At 58.9% G+C, this 16,210-nt stretch carries 17 protein-coding genes; 5 read left to right on the top strand and 12 right to left on the bottom strand.

The features are described from left to right. The first annotated feature begins 13 nt into the window (after window positions 1-13). The gene (locus GKN89_RS18315) at window positions 14-1,558 is read left to right on the top strand and encodes a phosphoethanolamine transferase (RefSeq protein ID WP_195934021.1); all 1,545 of its coding nucleotides are present in this window, start codon (window positions 14-16) and stop codon (window positions 1,556-1,558) included. A gap of 91 nt (window positions 1,559-1,649) precedes the next feature. After that, the gene (locus tag GKN89_RS18310) at window positions 1,650-1,910 is read left to right on the top strand and encodes a YfhL family 4Fe-4S dicluster ferredoxin (protein ID WP_063919906.1); all 261 of its coding nucleotides are present in this window, start codon (window positions 1,650-1,652) and stop codon (window positions 1,908-1,910) included. 46 nt (window positions 1,911-1,956) lie between these two features. Here the strand turns inward: GKN89_RS18310 and acpS are convergent, their stop codons facing one another. The 7 genes from acpS to lepA form a co-directional block, all read right to left on the bottom strand. Continuing rightward, the gene (acpS, locus tag GKN89_RS18305) at window positions 1,957-2,337 is read right to left on the bottom strand and encodes a holo-ACP synthase (RefSeq protein ID WP_019452319.1); all 381 of its coding nucleotides are present in this window, start codon (window positions 2,335-2,337) and stop codon (window positions 1,957-1,959) included. Then, window positions 2,337-3,068: a pyridoxine 5'-phosphate synthase gene (gene pdxJ, locus GKN89_RS18300; protein WP_154747508.1), complete on the bottom strand. Its 732-nt coding sequence runs from the start codon at window positions 3,066-3,068 to the stop codon at window positions 2,337-2,339. The genes acpS and pdxJ overlap by 1 nt, the downstream gene beginning before the upstream one ends. Before the next feature lie 71 nt (window positions 3,069-3,139). Beyond that, window positions 3,140-3,871, bottom strand: a complete 732-nt coding sequence (recO, locus tag GKN89_RS18295; protein WP_019452317.1) for a DNA repair protein RecO — start codon at window positions 3,869-3,871, stop codon at window positions 3,140-3,142. A 6-nt stretch (window positions 3,872-3,877) separates the two neighbouring features. Continuing rightward, a complete protein-coding gene (era, locus tag GKN89_RS18290; RefSeq protein ID WP_004929162.1) occupies window positions 3,878-4,786 on the bottom strand; it encodes a GTPase Era in 909 nt (302 codons plus the stop codon). Beyond that, window positions 4,783-5,463: a ribonuclease III gene (gene rnc, locus GKN89_RS18285; RefSeq protein ID WP_004929158.1), complete on the bottom strand. Its 681-nt coding sequence runs from the start codon at window positions 5,461-5,463 to the stop codon at window positions 4,783-4,785. Before rnc ends, era begins: the two co-directional genes overlap by 4 nt. Before the next feature lie 236 nt (window positions 5,464-5,699). After that, window positions 5,700-6,677: a signal peptidase I gene (gene lepB, locus GKN89_RS18280; RefSeq protein WP_063919908.1), complete on the bottom strand. Its 978-nt coding sequence runs from the start codon at window positions 6,675-6,677 to the stop codon at window positions 5,700-5,702. A 32-nt stretch (window positions 6,678-6,709) separates the two neighbouring features. Beyond that, window positions 6,710-8,509 carry a translation elongation factor 4 gene (gene lepA / locus GKN89_RS18275; protein WP_019452315.1) on the bottom strand — a complete coding sequence of 600 codons (1,800 nt, stop codon included), beginning with the start codon at window positions 8,507-8,509 and terminating at the stop codon, window positions 6,710-6,712. A gap of 519 nt (window positions 8,510-9,028) precedes the next feature. Here lepA and GKN89_RS18270 point away from each other — a divergent pair. After that, on the top strand, window positions 9,029-9,865 hold the full coding sequence (locus tag GKN89_RS18270) for a hypothetical protein (RefSeq protein ID WP_154747507.1): 837 nt from the start codon (window positions 9,029-9,031) through the stop codon (window positions 9,863-9,865). Here the strand turns inward: GKN89_RS18270 and rseC are convergent. The 4 genes from rseC to rpoE are packed head-to-tail and all read right to left on the bottom strand — an operon-like array spanning window position 9,862 to window position 12,553. Next, window positions 9,862-10,338, bottom strand: a complete 477-nt coding sequence (rseC, locus tag GKN89_RS18265) for a SoxR-reducing system protein RseC (RefSeq protein ID WP_019452313.1) — start codon at window positions 10,336-10,338, stop codon at window positions 9,862-9,864. The two genes, GKN89_RS18270 and rseC, sit on opposite strands and share 4 nt — an antisense overlap. Further along, window positions 10,338-11,294, bottom strand: a complete 957-nt coding sequence (gene rseB / locus GKN89_RS18260) for a sigma-E factor regulatory protein RseB (protein WP_019452312.1) — start codon at window positions 11,292-11,294, stop codon at window positions 10,338-10,340. The genes rseC and rseB overlap by 1 nt, the downstream gene beginning before the upstream one ends. Further along, window positions 11,294-11,947, bottom strand: a complete 654-nt coding sequence (gene rseA / locus GKN89_RS18255) for an anti-sigma-E factor RseA (protein ID WP_019452311.1) — start codon at window positions 11,945-11,947, stop codon at window positions 11,294-11,296. Before rseA ends, rseB begins: the two co-directional genes overlap by 1 nt. Window positions 11,948-11,977: 30 nt before the next feature. Next, entirely contained in the window at window positions 11,978-12,553 is a 576-nt protein-coding gene (gene rpoE / locus GKN89_RS18250) for an RNA polymerase sigma factor RpoE (protein WP_004929136.1), read from the bottom strand. Between the two features lie 214 nt (window positions 12,554-12,767). Here rpoE and nadB point away from each other — a divergent pair, with 214 nt between their 5' ends. Beyond that, window positions 12,768-14,369, top strand: a complete 1,602-nt coding sequence (gene nadB / locus GKN89_RS18245; RefSeq protein WP_019452310.1) for an L-aspartate oxidase — start codon at window positions 12,768-12,770, stop codon at window positions 14,367-14,369. Window positions 14,370-14,407: 38 nt separating this feature from the next. Here nadB and GKN89_RS18240 read toward each other — a convergent pair whose 3' ends face one another. Next, complete coding sequence (locus GKN89_RS18240) at window positions 14,408-15,187, bottom strand: tRNA1(Val) (adenine(37)-N6)-methyltransferase (RefSeq protein ID WP_154747506.1); 780 nt, start codon at window positions 15,185-15,187, stop codon at window positions 14,408-14,410. A gap of 99 nt (window positions 15,188-15,286) precedes the next feature. On the opposite strand from GKN89_RS18240, the gene srmB reads away from it, so the two are divergent. Further along, window positions 15,287-16,210: ATP-dependent RNA helicase SrmB (gene srmB / locus GKN89_RS18235; protein ID WP_154747505.1), on the top strand; the 924-nt coding region annotated here is incomplete at its 3' end.

Raw genomic sequence — 16,210 nt, 5'->3', positions numbered from 1 at the left:
TGGCGATATCATTATGAATACACACTCAGTAATTTTAGATAAGTTACGGCATTCCGTCGCTCATCCTCTTCTTCGTGCCAGTTTGTTTTATATCGTTACGGCATTGATATTAATCAAAGCCATGGGATACAGCGGTGGAAAAGGCATTGATATTCTTTTTATTGCACTTATTTTACTATTATTATCTATTCATTCGATTACTCGATACGGCCTGATTATTCCGTTTATTCTGCTGTGTGCGCTGTATGCGCCGGTCGGGGCTATTTACGGCACCCCTTCCGCTACCGTGATGTCAGCCCTGTTGCAAACCAACCTGATAGAAGCGACGGAGTTCTTGCAGACCCTGCCTGCCCGTTGTTATCTGCTGCCTGCCGCCATTCTGGTTATGCTGGCCATTCTCGGCCTATTTATTTGGCGGCAAGCCATTTCAAAACAAACAATACTTCCCTTGCTAGCCCTGCTGGCGATTATCATTATCGCCAGAGCCTTCAATGGCGGCGTGGCGAACCTTAAACTGCCTGACTTCTTTTTATCCATTTACTCGGCTTACCATCAATACCAACAGCAGGTTGATGAATTAAGTGCCGGTGCTTCAGCGCCGAATACCTGGTCAGTAACCGCAGGCGCGGCAACGGACGAAAACTATGTCATTATCGTCGGCGAAAGTATGCGCAGGGATCATATGTCCTTATTTGATTATCCGGTATCCACTACGCCGTTTCTGGATAATGCCAAAGGACGGTTTTACAGCAATTATATTTCCACCGCGCCAAATACCTTCGAATCGCTCCCTCGCACGCTGGCTTTAAGCAACGGCCACAACATTGCCATCGGAGATAATATCATCACCCTGGCAAAAGCCGCCGGCCTCAACACCCATTGGCTGTCCAATCAGGGCATGTTCGGACAATTCGATACGCCGGTGTCAAAAATCGCGATGTTCAGCGATAGCCATTATTTCCTGAAGAAAGGCGACTACCAATCGCGCAACACCAATGATGATGCGCTGCTGCCGATATTTGACCAATTATTGCGGCGCCAGGGGCAAGGCAACCTGTATGTGCTGCATCTGATGGGCTCACACGCCGACTTTTGCGAGCGGCTTAATGATGAACCACCAAGCATCGAGTCGCCGAATCAGGAACTGGCCTGCTACCTCTCCACCTATCGCAAGACCGACCGTTTCATCGAACAGGTTTATCAAAGTCTGAAACAGAACGGTGCGCCGTTTAAACTGTTCTATTTCTCCGATCACGGCCTTTCCCATAAGGATATCGGCGGCGGGCGTTCTTTGCGCCACAGCGGCGATACCCGGCAGAATTACCAGGTGCCGTTACTGGTGCTGACCGATCGTGATCGGCAACATCAGGTTATTGATGCCCCCTTGAGCGCTTTCGATTTTATCGGGCTGTTTGTTCAAGAAGCGGGAATACGAATCGCCTATCCGGAAGTGATGCCCACCCTGCATATGGTGGATGCAGGCAAGCGCTGGGTGTTTGACGGGCAGAGAATGGTTGATTTCGATCAGTTGGCTGACGACCCGCCTGAGTTACCCTAAGCGGTAAGATGACGAAAAAACGCCCGTTGTGCGGTGATTCTATGATAGATTGCGCGCCAGCCCGAGCACACCGATGGAAAAATAACTGAAGATGGCACTGCTGATTACCAAGAAATGCATCAACTGCGACATGTGCGAGCCGGAATGCCCGAACCAGGCGATTTCGATGGGTGATGACATCTACCAGATCGATACCGATCGCTGCACCGAGTGCGTTGGCCATTACGATACGCCGACCTGCCAGCAGGTCTGCCCGATCGACAACACCATCATTACCGATCCGCTGCATCGCGAGACCAACGAGCAGCTGTGGGACAAATTCGTGGTGTTGCACCACGCCGATCGCCTTTAGCCCGCCGCAGAACTGACAAGGGCGCCACAGGGCGCCCTTTCTCTTTTCAGCTTTCGACGATCACCGTCGCGCAGGCATAGCGCCGTTCGTCGGCCAGCGAAACGTGGATCGCGGCGACCCCCATCTCCCCCGCCAGCTCGGCGGCGCGGCCGTGCAAACGAATATTCGGCTTGCCCAACGCATCGTTGAACACTTCGAACTGGTTGAACGCCAGGCCGTTGCGGATGCCGGTGCCGAACGCCTTGGCAGCGGCCTCTTTCACGGCGAAACGCTTGGCCAAAAAGCGGATCGGCTGCTGGTGCTGCTGATACAGCGCCCACTCGGCATCGCTCAGCACCCGGCGCGCCAGACGGTCGCCGCTGCGCTCCACTACCGCTTCGATACGCGCCATCTCAACGATGTCGGTACCCAGCCCGAGCACCGCCATTACCGGCGCGCTTCCCGCATCAGCACTTTCATATCGGCAACCGCGGCCGGCAGCCCGCACATGACCGCCTGGCCGATAATCGCATGGCCGATATTCAGCTCGTGCATTTCCGGCAGCGCGGCGATCGGCTGCACGTTGTGGTAAGTCAGACCGTGGCCGGCATTGACCTTCAGTCCCTTCTCGGCCGCGTAGGCGGCAGCCACCGCGATGCGGTGCAGCTCGGCCTGTACCGCCAGCTCGCCCTGCGCTTCGGCGTAGGCGCCGGTGTGGATTTCGATATAAGGAGCGCCCACCGCCACCGCCGCGTCAATCTGGCGATGATCGGGATCGATGAACAGCGAAACCAGAATGCCCGCCTGCGCCAGGCGCTCGACCGCCACGCTCATTTTGTCCAGCTGGCCAGCGACGTCCAGGCCGCCTTCGGTGGTCACTTCTTCGCGTTTTTCCGGCACCAGGCAGCAGAAATGCGGCTTCAGCTCAACGGCGATGTCCAGCATCTCGTCGGTCACCGCCATCTCCAGATTCATGCGCGTCTGGATGGTCTGGCGCAGCAGGCGCACGTCGCGGTCAGTGATGTGACGGCGGTCTTCGCGCAGATGCACGGTAATGCCGTCGGCCCCCGCCTGTTCGGCAATGAATGCCGCCTGAACCGGATCCGGGTATTGGGTTCCGCGCGCGTTACGTAACGTGGCGATGTGATCGATATTGACGCCCAGCAGCAAATCAGCCATGACAACCTCTAAATACGATTTTCAGTGCCAGCAGTGTACACGCGGGCGCAGGACGGCAAAAGGGGAAAAGGTCAGGCGTCGTCAACCGGCGTATTCGGCTGTTTGCGCACGAACTGGCGGAACAGTTCGCGGCTCTTCAACGGCTTGCCGCCGAGGTAGGGTTTCAGCGCCATGCGGGTGAAACGCTTGGCGGCGCGCAGCGTGTCGGCATCGGGAAACTGACGCTCCGCCAGCGCACGCAGTTCGCGGCCGGTGAAGCTGTAATGATCCACCACCAGGCTGGCGATAAAGCCTTTCTCTTCGCGGTAACGGTAGGTCATGGCGTCATCCACCGGCAGGCCGCTGCCGGCGCAGTGCAGAAAATCGAGGCCGTAGCCGAGGTGATGCAACAAGGCCAGCTCGAACTGGCGCAGCGCCTGCTCCGGCGAACTGTCTTCCGCCGCCAGCGCCTGCAGGCATTGCAGATAGTCGAAGAACAGCACCGAGTAGTTGGCTTCCTGCTCCAGCACCCGCGCCAGCAGTTCGTTCACATACAGGCCGCTGTAGAGCATCATGCCGCTGAGGGGTAAACCGAGAGAGACCGCTTCGGCGTTGCGCAGCGTTTTCACTTCGCCGCGGCCGCCCCAGCGCACTAACAGAGGGGTAAAGGGCTGCAGACAGCCCTTCAGATTGGAGCGGCGGCTGCGCGCGCCTTTCGCCAGCAAGCGCACCCGCCCATGACCTTCGGTAAACAGATCCAGCATCAGACTGGTTTCACTGTACGGCCGCCCATGCAGGACGAAAGCGCGCTCCCAGCCGTCCACGGATCGTTACTTCAGATCGTCAACGTAGCCCAGGCTGCGCAGCGCACGTTCGTCGTCCGCCCAACCGGATTTCACTTTCACCCACAGCTCCAGATGCACTTTGGCGTCGAACATCTGTTCCATGTCCTGGCGCGCTTCGATGCCGATGGTTTTGATCTTGGCGCCCTTGTTGCCGATGACCATTTTCTTCTGGCCTTCGCGCTCGACCAGGATCAGGCCGTGCACATCGTAACCACCGCGATCGTTGGCCACGAATTGTTCGATTTCCACCGTCACCGAATACGGCAGCTCTTCACCCAGGAAACGCATCAGCTTCTCGCGAATGATCTCAGACGCCATAAAGCGCTGGGAGCGATCGGTGATGTAATCTTCCGGGAAGTGGTGTTCCGCTTCCGGCAGCAGTTTGCGCACGATGCCGGCGATGGTGTCGACGTTCATCCCTTTCTCGGCGGAGATAGGCACCACGTCGAGGAAATTCATCTGCTGGCTGAGGAACGCGATGTGCGGCAACAGCTTGGATTTGTCGGTGACGTTATCAACCTTGTTGATCGCCAGCAATACCGGGCAGCGCAGGCTGCGCAGCTTGTTGACCACCATTTCGTCGTCGGCGGTCCAGTTGGTGCCTTCGACCACGAAGATCACCAGTTCGACGTCGCCGATCGAGCTGCTGGCCGCGCGGTTCATCAAACGGTTGATGGCGCGTTTTTCTTCGATGTGCAGCCCAGGGGTATCGACGTAGATCGCCTGATAGGCGCCATCGGTGTCGATGCCCATGATGCGGTGACGGGTCGTCTGCGGCTTACGCGACGTAATGGAAACCTTCTGCCCCAGCAGTTGGTTCAGCAACGTCGATTTGCCCACGTTCGGGCGGCCGACGATGGCGATGAAACCGCAGTGTTGTTTTACTTCGCTCATTCAAGCTCCAGCTTTTTCAGCGCTTGTTCCGCTGCCGCCTGCTCGGCTTTACGGCGGCTCGAGCCGGTGCCCACTACGGGCTCGCTCAAACCACTCACCTGGCAGTGGATGGTAAACTCTTGGTCGTGCGCTTCACCGCGAACCTGCACCACCAAATAAGAAGGCAACGGCAGATGACGCCCCTGCAAAAACTCCTGCAAACGGGTTTTCGGGTCTTTCTGCTTATCACCGGGGCTGATTTCGTCCAATCGGCTGCGATACCAGTCCAAAATCAGTCGTTCAACGGTCTGAATGTCGCTGTCCAGGAACACGCCGCCGATCAATGCCTCCACCGTATCCGCCAGGATTGACTCGCGGCGGAACCCACCACTTTTCAATTCGCCCGGCCCAAGCCGCAGACATTCACCCAGGTCAAACTCGCGCGCCATCTCCGCCAGCGTGTTGCCGCGCACCAGCGTGGCGCGCATGCGGCTCATATCGCCCTCGTCTACGCGAGGAAAGCGGTGATAGAGCGCATTGGCGATGACAAAGCTCAGAATCGAGTCACCCAGAAACTCAAGACGTTCATTGTGTTTACTGCTGGCGCTGCGGTGAGTCAAAGCCTGCAGTAAAAGCTCCTGCTGTTGAAAAGTGTAGCCCAGCTTCCGCTGCAGCCTGTTTATTACGATGGGATTCATGAGTTACCAATAGATCAAGAATGCGTCAAAAACTTGCAGCATACGGAACAGGCCTGCTTCGCTGAAAGCCGATCCAAAGCTGTTTCGTTTGCAGTGGCTCCCAGCAGAGAACCAACTTTTTATCGCTCGAGAAAGTATTCTACAACGAGTGGAAACATAATGCTGTGTTTATATCCCCTTAATCTTTCACGCCGCAGTAGGCTGCGGCGTGAAATTTACGGAAAATAAGTCAGCGATTAATGAATGCCGCCAATCCGACTGAAACGCACGCCGGTCGGCCACTCACCTTCCTGCTTTTCAAAGCTCATCCAGATGGCCGTGGCTTTGCCCACCAGATTCTTCTCCGGCACAAAACCCCAGTAACGGCTGTCCGCGCTGTTGTCGCGGTTGTCGCCCATCATGAAGTAATGCCCGGCAGGCACCACCCACTCCGCCAGCGGTTTACCCGGCTGTTGATAGTAAGCGCCCACCCGATCCTGTGCATCCGGCACAGTCAGGATACGGTGCGTCACGTTGCCCAGGCTCTCCTGACGCTCACGCAGGCGAATGCCGCCCGGCGGCACGTCGTCGTTCAGCGGGATCTGGTAGAAACCGTTGCTGGCCTCGCCCATGCCGCTGCGGCTGAACAACTGCACGAAGTCGCTCGGCTGCGCGTCGGCGTAGGTCACCGCCAGCGCGGTGTCGCAGGACTGCCCGCTGTTGCATGACGGCTGCACCGTGACGCGCTTATTTATCGGATCGTAAGTAATACGATCGCCCGGCAGGCCGATCACGCGCTTGATATAATCCAGTTTTGGATCCAACGGATATTTAAATACCGCGATATCGCCGCGCTTCGGATGACCGGTTTCAATTAGCGTGGTCTGGGTAATCGGATCTTTAATGCCGTAAGCATATTTCTCCACCAGAATGAAATCGCCAATCAACAGCGTCGGCATCATTGAACCGGACGGGATCTGGAACGGTTCGTAAATAAACGAACGCACCACAAACACCAGCAGCAGCACCGGGAAGACCGAAGCGCCGGTCTCTACCCAACCTGGCTGCTTCGCCACTTTCGCCAGCGTTTTATCGTCTACGGCGCCCGCAGTCTGTTCGTTGACCGCCGCGATCTTCGCGCGGCGGGCCGGCGCCCATTTAAAGCGCTCGAAGCACCAGATGATCCCGGTGACCAGGGTGGCCAACGCCAGGATCAGGGCAAACATATTCGCCATGCAAACTCCCTCGTTTCGCGAACTCGTCGCGGTTACTTGCCGTCTTTGCCCACGTGCAGAATGGCCAGGAACGCTTCCTGCGGCAGCTCGACGTTGCCGACCTGCTTCATGCGCTTCTTACCGTCTTTCTGTTTCTGCAGCAGCTTTTTCTTACGGCTGACGTCGCCGCCGTAGCACTTCGCCAACACGTTTTTACGCAATTGCTTCACGGTGGAGCGCGCGATGATGTGCGTGCCGATCGCCGCCTGAATCGCGATATCGAACTGCTGACGCGGGATCAGATCTTTCATCTTCTCCACCAGTTCACGGCCGCGATACTGCGAGTTGTCGCGGTGGGTGATCAGCGCCAGCGCATCCACGCGCTCGTTGTTGATCAGCACGTCCACGCGCACCATGTCGGAAGCCTGGAAGCGCTTGAAGTTGTAATCCAGCGACGCATAACCGCGCGACGTGGACTTCAGGCGGTCGAAGAAGTCGAGCACCACTTCCGCCATCGGGATTTCATAGGTCAGCGCCACCTGGTTGCCGTGGTAGACCATATTGGTCTGCACGCCGCGCTTTTCTACGCACAGGGTGATGACGTTGCCCAGGTATTCCTGCGGCATCAGCATGTGACATTCGGCGATCGGCTCGCGCAGTTCCTGGATGTTGTTCAACGGCGGCAGCTTGGACGGGCTGTCGACGTAGATCACTTCCTTGCCGGTGGTTTCCACTTCGTAGACTACCGTCGGCGCGGTGGTGATCAGATCCAGATCGTATTCACGCTCCAGACGTTCCTGAATGATCTCCATGTGCAACAGACCGAGGAAGCCACAGCGGAAGCCGAAGCCCAACGCGGTGGAGCTTTCTGGCTCGTAGAACAGGGAGGCGTCGTTGAGGCTGAGCTTGCCCAGCGCATCGCGGAAGGATTCATAGTCGTCGGAGCTGATTGGGAACAGACCGGCGTACACCTGCGGCTTCACTTTCTTGAAGCCCGGCAGCGCTTTATCCGCCGGCTGACGCGCCTGCGTCAGGGTATCACCCACCGGCGCGCCGAGGATGTCTTTGATCGCACAGACCAGCCAACCCACTTCGCCACAGTTCAGCACGTCGCGATCGACCTGCTTCGGCGTGAAGATGCCCAGGCGATCGGCGTTGTACACCTGGCCGGTGCTCATGACCTTGATCTTGTCGCCCTTGCGCAGCGTACCGTTCTTGACGCGCACCAGAGACACGACGCCCAGGTAGTTATCGAACCAGGAGTCGATGATCAACGCCTGCAGCGGCGCATCCGGATCGCCCTGCGGCGCAGGAATGTCGCGCACCAGACGCTCCAGCACGTCGGGCACGCCGACGCCGGTTTTGGCCGAGCAGCGCACCGCATCGGTGGCGTCGATGCCGACGATGTCTTCAATTTCCTGCGCGGCGCGATCCGGATCGGCGGCCGGCAGGTCGATTTTGTTCAGCACCGGCACCACTTCCAGATCCATTTCGATCGCGGTGTAGCAGTTGGCCAGCGTCTGGGCTTCTACGCCCTGACCGGCGTCAACCACCAGCAGCGCGCCTTCGCAGGCCGCCAGCGAGCGGGAAACTTCATAGGAGAAGTCGACGTGGCCAGGGGTGTCGATAAAGTTGAGCTGATAGGTCTGCCCATCCAGCGCTTTATAATCCAGCGTAACGCTCTGCGCTTTGATGGTGATGCCGCGCTCGCGCTCCAGATCCATGGAATCGAGCACCTGCGCAGCCATTTCACGGTCGGACAAGCCGCCGCAGATTTGGATAATGCGGTCAGACAGCGTCGACTTACCGTGGTCAATATGGGCAATAATGGAGAAATTTCGTATATGCTTCATTATAAAAGTTTTTCTGCCTTGGTATTTCTGAATTACTCGCCTATAGAAACCCGCATGGACCTAAAGCGACAGTGAATGGGTTAGGCCGTCTTGCACCTGAATCGCTGCATTCTACATGCCACACCACTGAAAACCTAGCGATCGGTGCAGTGAAGGCACTCTATTATGCGCGGCTTAATGTTACAGGGCGCTCCAGGTTGTGAAAACAGATGTTAACACGAGCGATGCCACCCGAACCCAAGGCTGGCACCGCCTCCGCAGCAACCAAACCCCGGTGTTAATACATAACCGGCCGCAACGCAATAAACCCTCTCCGAAATTATAAAAAAAGAATATTTGGATCAACCTCTTAGAATTCAATTTCACCCCTCTGCGTTTAGGAAAAACCCCATATACGCCACTGCCTTCCCTCGGATAGAAAGGGCGTGAACTCCGCGACAAAACATTATTCCGGGCACTACATCGGCAGCCCACCGGGGTTCACCAGCATATCTGCGTACGTTGATTGGAAGGTGCATCATGATCGATAAAGGGCAAATGCTGAGCCGGCACGATTTTTCGAAGGTCAACTGGGGCATTCTGGCGGCGGCGGCGTTGCTGTTTAGCGTGGGAGCGGCACTGTTGGTGCTGCCGCTGCTGAGCAGCATTGATGAGAGCGAAGCCATCACGCTGCTGCAGGCCGGCGCGGGCACGATTTTACTCGGCTGTACGCTGCTGGCGCTGCGGCATTATCTGCGTCCGGCGCTGACCTATCGCCTGTATGAACACGGCGTGCGGGTCTTTGACGGCCATCATCACAAAGAGCGTTTCATCCCGTTTGAGAAAATCGGCGACATCTATCGCTTTCGCGGCGGTAAGGCTTTCGGCGGGTGGCTCGACGTCACGGCGTTTCGCACTGGCGCGGATCAGCCCTGGTGTACGGTCTTCAGCAATGTCGCCCATTCGTGGCGGCTGGCGGACGTGATCGTCGATCAGCAGTTGCAGCAGCGCGGGCCGCTGGCGTTGAATACGCTTTATCAGGGGGAGACGGTGTCGTTTCACACCGTTGAGGGCGACGCGCGCTGGTTGTGGCAACTGCTGCTCGGCAAGCGGCAAGGCACACCGGCGAATACGCTGCGGCTGAGCGCCACCCTGCTGACGACTGAACGGGGCAATGTGCCGATCGAACAGATCCGCGCGCTGGAAAACCATCCGCGGCGCGGCATCCGTTTACTCGACGGCCAGGGAAATGTGCTGTTCGCTATTAACTATGATTCGTTGCTCAGCGCCGATCTGTTCATCGCGCTGCTGGAACATATGATCCACAACCGCATCCCCGCCTATCACACCCCGGCGATGACGCGGCCGTCGGTTTAAATCAGCGGAGAATTTTCCGCCTGCATGCGCATCGCGGTAGGCGGCAAGCCAATCTGCAGCACCACCGGCTGATAATCGGCCTGCTCGCCCAGGCGCCGGGCCAACCGGCGCGCCAGCATAAAGGCCGCCCCGCCACCCAACACGGCACCCACTGCCGCCGAGGCGTCGCTGCCGAAGCCATATTGCAGCAGCGTGCCGCCCAGCATCATGCCCAGCAGCGGCGTCAGGTAAACCAGCATGGCGGAGCGCAGCAGGCTGCCTTCCGCAATGCCGACCTCAACGCGCTGCCCCGGCTCGAGCGGCTGATCGATACGCACCTGCAGCTGATGCTCGGTTTCCGGCACCAGCTCGTTCAACGCGCGCGCGCCGCAGCCGGAACGCGCAGTGCAGCTGCCACAGCCGGCCTTGGGTTCACAGCGCAGCAGCGCTACGCCCTGTTGCCACGAAACCACCGTGGCCCACTCTTTCATCATTACGGCGATACCTTGAAAGAAATGCTGTCGGCGATGCGCTTGGCCGTCGCCGGCGGCAATTCGCCCACAATAGTGATTTCGTTGCCCGCGCGCACTTCGGTCTGAATGGTGCGGCGCCCCTGACGGTAGTACTGCTGCCCGGCTCCGCTGCCCGCCGGGCTGACGTTGACCGAGAAGCTGAACAGGCCGTCGCTGTAGAGCCGGGATTCAACCGGCACGGCGACGTTCGGCAATTTACGGCGATTGCGCGCCACCTCGTCCACCCCGGCCGGCAACCAACCGGTGCTCCAGCTCAGCTGGACCTTTTCCACCGCCGGCAGCGACAACAGCGGCGGCAAATTGGCTTTGAGCAGCCCCTGCATCGCGCCCTGCACATCGGCGCCGACCGCGAAGGAGATCACCCGATATTGCTCCAGCGTTTCGCCATCGCGATCGAGCAAATCCACCCGTAGCGGCAGCTTGGTGTCCTCGTCCATCCAGACGATGTAGCTGTAGCGGGAGCCGTCGCGCGCCACCACGCGCAGCACTTCACACGGCCGATCGGCGATGCGGGTGCTACCCACGGAAATGAAGTCGTAGTACTTGGCCAGGCGATCGAAATCGGCATAGACAATGGCCGGCAGCGCATCGACGATGTGATCGCCGGTGAGCGTGAACGGCTCAAGGCCGGGTTCGAAGTAACTGATCCCGCCGCCGCGCTGCAGCACTTCGCGGCGCGGGCCGTCCATATGCAGCAACTGGCCGAGCGGCACGTTGCCGATCACCGCATGGCGATAGCGCAACGACTCGATTCCCTGCTTGCTGATGCTGATGTAGGCGAGCTCGTAATTGAGAGAACGGCTGGCACTGCTCATCTGTTGCAATAACGCCCCGGACGCAGTCGGCTGCGCCGGGGCGATGCTGGAATAGAGCAGGCTGCCCGTCAATAAACAAACGGAGAACCAGATTTGCTTCATTACTGCTGTTGCATTCCTAAAGACTGAGTTCCGGGAACCTGAATGGCAGCCTGTTGCGGGTTGCTTTGCTCAAGCTGCAGCTGATCCGAATGCAGGCGACGTTGCAGTTCATAGTCCTGCAGCATAGCGTTGATACGCTTACGCTGTTCCTGCACCTGCTGCTGTTGGCCGCTGCCGGTGGAGAAACTGTCGGCCGGGACGCCCAGGCTGACCGGTGAGGCTTGGCCCATGATCGGCAGTGTAGTGAAGGCCGGCGATTCGGACGCGTTCGATGACGCAGCGGGCTGGTTGTAGTGCTGCACGCCGACGATCACCGCCAGCGACACGCAGGCCGCCATGCCGATTTGCGTAATCTGGCTCGCCCAAGGACGCACTTTGTGCCAGAACGGCATTTTCTGCCAGGTGTGCGGCTGCGGTTGAGATTCCTGAACGGCGGAAGGCACCAGCCGGGCAGGTTCTTTCTCAAGTGCAGCGGCGACGCGATCGGCGATATCGAAATGCATCACTTGTCCGATATCACCCCGCAGCGTGTCACGTATCAGGTGATAGCTCTGCCAGCTTTGTTGAAGCGTTCGATCTTGCGACAGAGAACTCAACAGCTCGCTGTCGAACGATTCACCATCCATCAGAGCGGAAAGCTTTTCTTTCTGCATGCCTAAGTACCCTTCCTGTGCCCGCCATTGCTAACGCTGGATCAGCGGTTGAACTTTATTATCGATAGCTTCCCGGGCGCGAAAAATACGCGAACGTACGGTTCCGACCGGGCAATCCATGATGGCAGCTATCTCTTCGTAGCTTAGACCATCCAACTCCCGCAGGGTAATCGCCATGCGAAGATCCTCTGGGAGCGACTCAATGGTACGGAAAACTATCTGTCTCAGCTCTTCTGACAACATTAAGTTCTCAGGGTTCGAAATTTCTTTCAGTGCGCCCGCACTTTCGTAATTTTCCGCATCGTTGGCGTCCACATCACTGGATGGCGGACGGCGCCCCTGAGCAACCAGATAATTCTTTGCCGTGTTCACGGCGATTCGATACAACCAGGTATAAAAAGCGCTGTCGCCACGGAACGATTCCAGTGCGCGATAGGCCTTGATAAACGACTCCTGCACCACATCGGGCACATCGCCCTGCGGCACATAGCGGGAAACGAGACTCGCCACCTTATGCTGATAGCGCACTACCAGTAGGTTAAACGATTTCTGGTCGCCCTTTTGGACCCGCTCAACCAGAACTTGATCCGTTAACTGCTCGCTCATCCGAGGTAAACTCTCCCCAAATCCGTCTCCACGCGTAAAATTGTACTGCCAGCCATACATTATTTTCCTGAGCAAGCACTCGCTTGGAGTTCATATAGAACACGAAGTTCCATATCGCCATTGTTTTTTCTGTTGATGTCACCCTATCCGTGGCTTTTGCCCGGACAGTTAGGCTAACATGAAATTCACTCTTCTTCTGCACACATCATACGTTATGCAACCATCATCTGAACATGTTAGCGATGTACTGATCGTCGGCAGCGGCGCTGCGGGCCTGTCACTGGCGCTGCGCCTGGCGCAGCATTGCAAGGTTACCGTTCTCAGCAAGGGGCCACTCAGCGAGGGGGCCACCTTTTACGCCCAGGGCGGGATCGCCGCGGTGTTCGATGAGACGGACAGCATTGCCTCACACGTTGATGACACTTTGATTGCCGGCGCCGGCCTGTGCGACAAAGAGGCCGTCGAGTTCATCGCCGGCAACGCGCGCCACTGCGTGCAGTGGCTGATCGATCAGGGCGTGCTGTTCGACACCGAGGTCAACGCGCAGGGCGAGGAGCATTATCACCTCACGCGCGAAGGCGGCCATAGCCATCGCCGCATCCTGCACGCCGCGGACGCTACCGGTAAGGAAGTAGAGACCACGCTGGTAGGGAAAGCAAGCGCTCACCCCAATATTTGCGTGATGGAACGCCGCAACGCGGTCGACCTTATCACGTCGAACAAGATCGGCCTGCCGGGTACCCGCCGCGTGGTAGGCGCTTACGTCTGGAACCGCGAGCTGGAGCGGGTGGAAACCTACCGCGCCAAAACGGTGGTGCTGGCGACCGGCGGCGCGGCCAAGGTGTACCAATACACCACCAACCCGGACATCTCCTCCGGCGACGGCATCGCCATGGCCTGGCGCGCCGGCTGCCGGGTCGCCAACCTGGAGTTCAACCAGTTCCACCCGACCTGCCTGTTCCATCCGCAGGCGCGCAACTTCCTGCTGACCGAAGCGCTGCGTGGCGAAGGGGCTTACCTGAAGCGCCCGGACGGCAGCCGCTTTATGCCGGATTTCGACCCGCGCGGCGAACTGGCCCCGCGCGATATCGTCGCCCGCGCCATCGACCATGAAATGAAGCGCCTGGGCGCCGACTGCATGTACCTGGACATCAGCCACAAACCGGCGGAGTTCATCACCCAGCACTTCCCGATGATCCACGAAAAGCTGCTGACGCTGGGCTTCGATCTGACCCGGCAACCGATCCCGATCGTCCCGGCGGCGCACTACACCTGCGGCGGCGTGATGGTCGATCAGCATGGCCGCACCGATCTCGACGGGCTGTACGCCATCGGCGAGGTCAGCTACACCGGCCTGCACGGCGCCAACCGCATGGCGTCGAATTCGCTGCTGGAGTGCCTGGTTTACGGTTGGTCGGCGGCGGAAGACATTCTGCAGCGCCTGCCGTTCATCCAGCAGGCCAAACAGGTGCCGCACTGGGATGAAAGCCGGGTGGACGATGCGGACGAACGGGTGGTGATTCAGCACAACTGGCACGAGCTGCGGCTGTTCATGTGGGATTACGTCGGCATCGTGCGCACCACCAAGCGGCTGGAGCGCGCCCTGCGCCGCATCAACACGCTGCAGGCGGAAATCGACGAGTACTACGCCCACTTCCGCATCTCCAATAACCTGCTGGAGCTGCGCAATCTGGTGCAGGTGGCCGAGCTTATCGTGCGCAGCGCCATGGCGCGCAAAGAGAGCCGCGGCCTGCACTACACGCTGGACTACCCGGATTTGCTGCCGGAAGCGCTGCCGACCATTTTGCAGCCTTAAACTCTGCGACAGGGCGCCTTATCGGCGCCCTTTTCTTTTTAGTAGAACAGGTAGAAGTCGGTGATCAACCGGCGGAAATCGTCGGTATAGCTGCCGTCGGCCTGTTTGATCGCCAGCGCCTGCTCCCGCAGCGGCGTTTCCTTACGCGTCAGCGCCAGCAGCACCCGGTGCAGCGGCGTGTCGGCCCGATCGCTGACGTTCACTTTCGCCGCCGTGTGCCAGCCGCTTTGCTGCGCCAATCGTTCAAATTCGGCGCCGATGTCGTGCGGCAGCACCACGCAGAACGTTCCTTGCTCCACCAGCAGCTGCGCCGCGCAGGCCAACAGCGCTTCGTGCGTCAGGGTTTCGGTGTAACGCGCGTTGTGGCGCGCCTGGTCGCGGCAGGCCACCGCCGGCTCGAAATACGGCGGGTTGCTGACGATCAGATCATACTCAGCGGCATGCTGCTGCGCATAATGGTGAATATCCTGCGCATGCACGCGGATGCGCTGCGGCCACGGCGATTCTGCCGCGTTTTCGCGCGCCTGGCCGGCGGCGGCTTCATCCAGCTCCACCGCGTCGATGGTCACCTCGTCGCCGCTGCGCTGCGCCAGCATCAGCGCGATCAGCCCGCTGCCGCTGCCGATATCCAGCACCCGGCGGGCCTGCCCCAGCGGCACCCAGGCACCGAGCAACACCCCGTCGGTGCCCACTTTCATGGCGCAACGATCGTGGGCGACAAAGAATTGTTTAAAGGTAAAACCCCCGCGGCGCGGGGTAAAATCGGCTTTCGAACGCTTGCTCACACTCACCACCTGGCTATAAAACTGGCGTAGCATAAGGCAATCTGATGGGCGGGAAAAGAGCGGCTTTCCGCTTAAATAGGTGAAGATCGCGGCCAACCCGTCTATAATCGGCGCCCCAAGTAGAGGTAGACCATGACAGCAACCACTTTTTCCGAACTCGAACTCGATGATCGCCTGATCGACGCGCTGCGCGACAAAGGCTACGATCGCCCCACTGCCATTCAGGCCGCTGCGATCCCGCCGGCGATGGACGGGCGCGACGTCTTAGGTTCGGCTCCGACCGGCACCGGCAAAACCGCCGCCTTCCTGCTGCCCGTGTTGCAGCACCTGCTGGACTTTCCACGCAAGAAATCCGGCCCGCCGCGCGTGCTGATCCTGACGCCAACGCGCGAACTGGCGATGCAGGTCGCCGACCAGGCGCGTGAATTGGCTGCTCATACCTCGCTGGATATCGCCACCATCACCGGCGGCGTCGCTTACATGAACCACGCGGAAGTGTTCAGCGAAAACCAGGACGTGGTGGTCGCCACCACCGGCCGTTTGCTGCAATACATTAAAGAAGAGAACTTCGACTGCCGCGCGGTGGAAACTCTGATCCTCGACGAAGCCGACCGCATGCTCGACATGGGCTTCGCGCAGGACATCGAAACCATCTCCGCCGAAACCCGCTGGCGCAATCAAACGCTGCTGTTCTCCGCCACGCTCGAAGGCGAGGCGATCCGCGAATTCGCCGAGCGCATCCTGAAAGAGCCGGTGGAAGTGGAAGCCGACCCGTCGCGCCGCGAACGCAAAAAGATCCTGCAGTGGTACTACCGCGCCGATGACGTGCAGCACAAAACCGCGCTGCTGATCCACCTGCTGAAGCAGCCGGACGTGCAGAAATCGGTGATCTTCGTGCGCAAGCGCGAACGCGTGCACGAGCTGGCCACCTGGCTGCGCGAAGCGGGCATCAATACCTGCTATCTCGAAGGCGAAATGGTGCAGGCCAAACGCAACGAAGCGGTTAAACGCATGATGGATGGCCGGGTTAACGTACTGGTCGCCACCGACGTCGCC

Source organism: Serratia sp. YC16, assembly GCF_009707615.1.
Classification (GTDB): domain Bacteria; phylum Pseudomonadota; class Gammaproteobacteria; order Enterobacterales; family Enterobacteriaceae; genus Serratia; species Serratia surfactantfaciens.
This window is presented reverse-complemented; position numbering and strand designations above follow the sequence as displayed.

Bases quoted from the DNA above. Each gene is read 5' to 3' on its own strand.
- GKN89_RS18315 (WP_195934021.1), top strand. From the start codon at position 14: ATGAATACACACTCAGTAATTTTAGATAAGTTACGGCATTCCGTCGCT.
- GKN89_RS18310 (WP_063919906.1), top strand. From the start codon at position 1,650: ATGGCACTGCTGATTACCAAGAAATGCATCAACTGCGACATGTGCGAG.
- acpS (WP_019452319.1), bottom strand. From the start codon at position 2,337: ATGGCGGTGCTCGGGCTGGGTACCGACATCGTTGAGATGGCGCGTATC.
- pdxJ (WP_154747508.1), bottom strand. From the start codon at position 3,068: ATGGCTGATTTGCTGCTGGGCGTCAATATCGATCACATCGCCACGTTA.
- era (WP_004929162.1), bottom strand. From the start codon at position 4,786: ATGAGCGAAGTAAAACAACACTGCGGTTTCATCGCCATCGTCGGCCGC.
- rnc (WP_004929158.1), bottom strand. From the start codon at position 5,463: ATGAATCCCATCGTAATAAACAGGCTGCAGCGGAAGCTGGGCTACACT.
- lepB (WP_063919908.1), bottom strand. From the start codon at position 6,677: ATGGCGAATATGTTTGCCCTGATCCTGGCGTTGGCCACCCTGGTCACC.
- lepA (WP_019452315.1), bottom strand. From the start codon at position 8,509: ATGAAGCATATACGAAATTTCTCCATTATTGCCCATATTGACCACGGT.
- GKN89_RS18270 (WP_154747507.1), top strand. From the start codon at position 9,029: ATGATCGATAAAGGGCAAATGCTGAGCCGGCACGATTTTTCGAAGGTC.
- rseC (WP_019452313.1), bottom strand. From the start codon at position 10,338: ATGATGAAAGAGTGGGCCACGGTGGTTTCGTGGCAACAGGGCGTAGCG.
- rseB (WP_019452312.1), bottom strand. From the start codon at position 11,294: ATGAAGCAAATCTGGTTCTCCGTTTGTTTATTGACGGGCAGCCTGCTC.
- rseA (WP_019452311.1), bottom strand. From the start codon at position 11,947: ATGCAGAAAGAAAAGCTTTCCGCTCTGATGGATGGTGAATCGTTCGAC.
- rpoE (WP_004929136.1), bottom strand. From the start codon at position 12,553: ATGAGCGAGCAGTTAACGGATCAAGTTCTGGTTGAGCGGGTCCAAAAG.
- nadB (WP_019452310.1), top strand. From the start codon at position 12,768: ATGCAACCATCATCTGAACATGTTAGCGATGTACTGATCGTCGGCAGC.
- GKN89_RS18240 (WP_154747506.1), bottom strand. From the start codon at position 15,187: ATGCTACGCCAGTTTTATAGCCAGGTGGTGAGTGTGAGCAAGCGTTCG.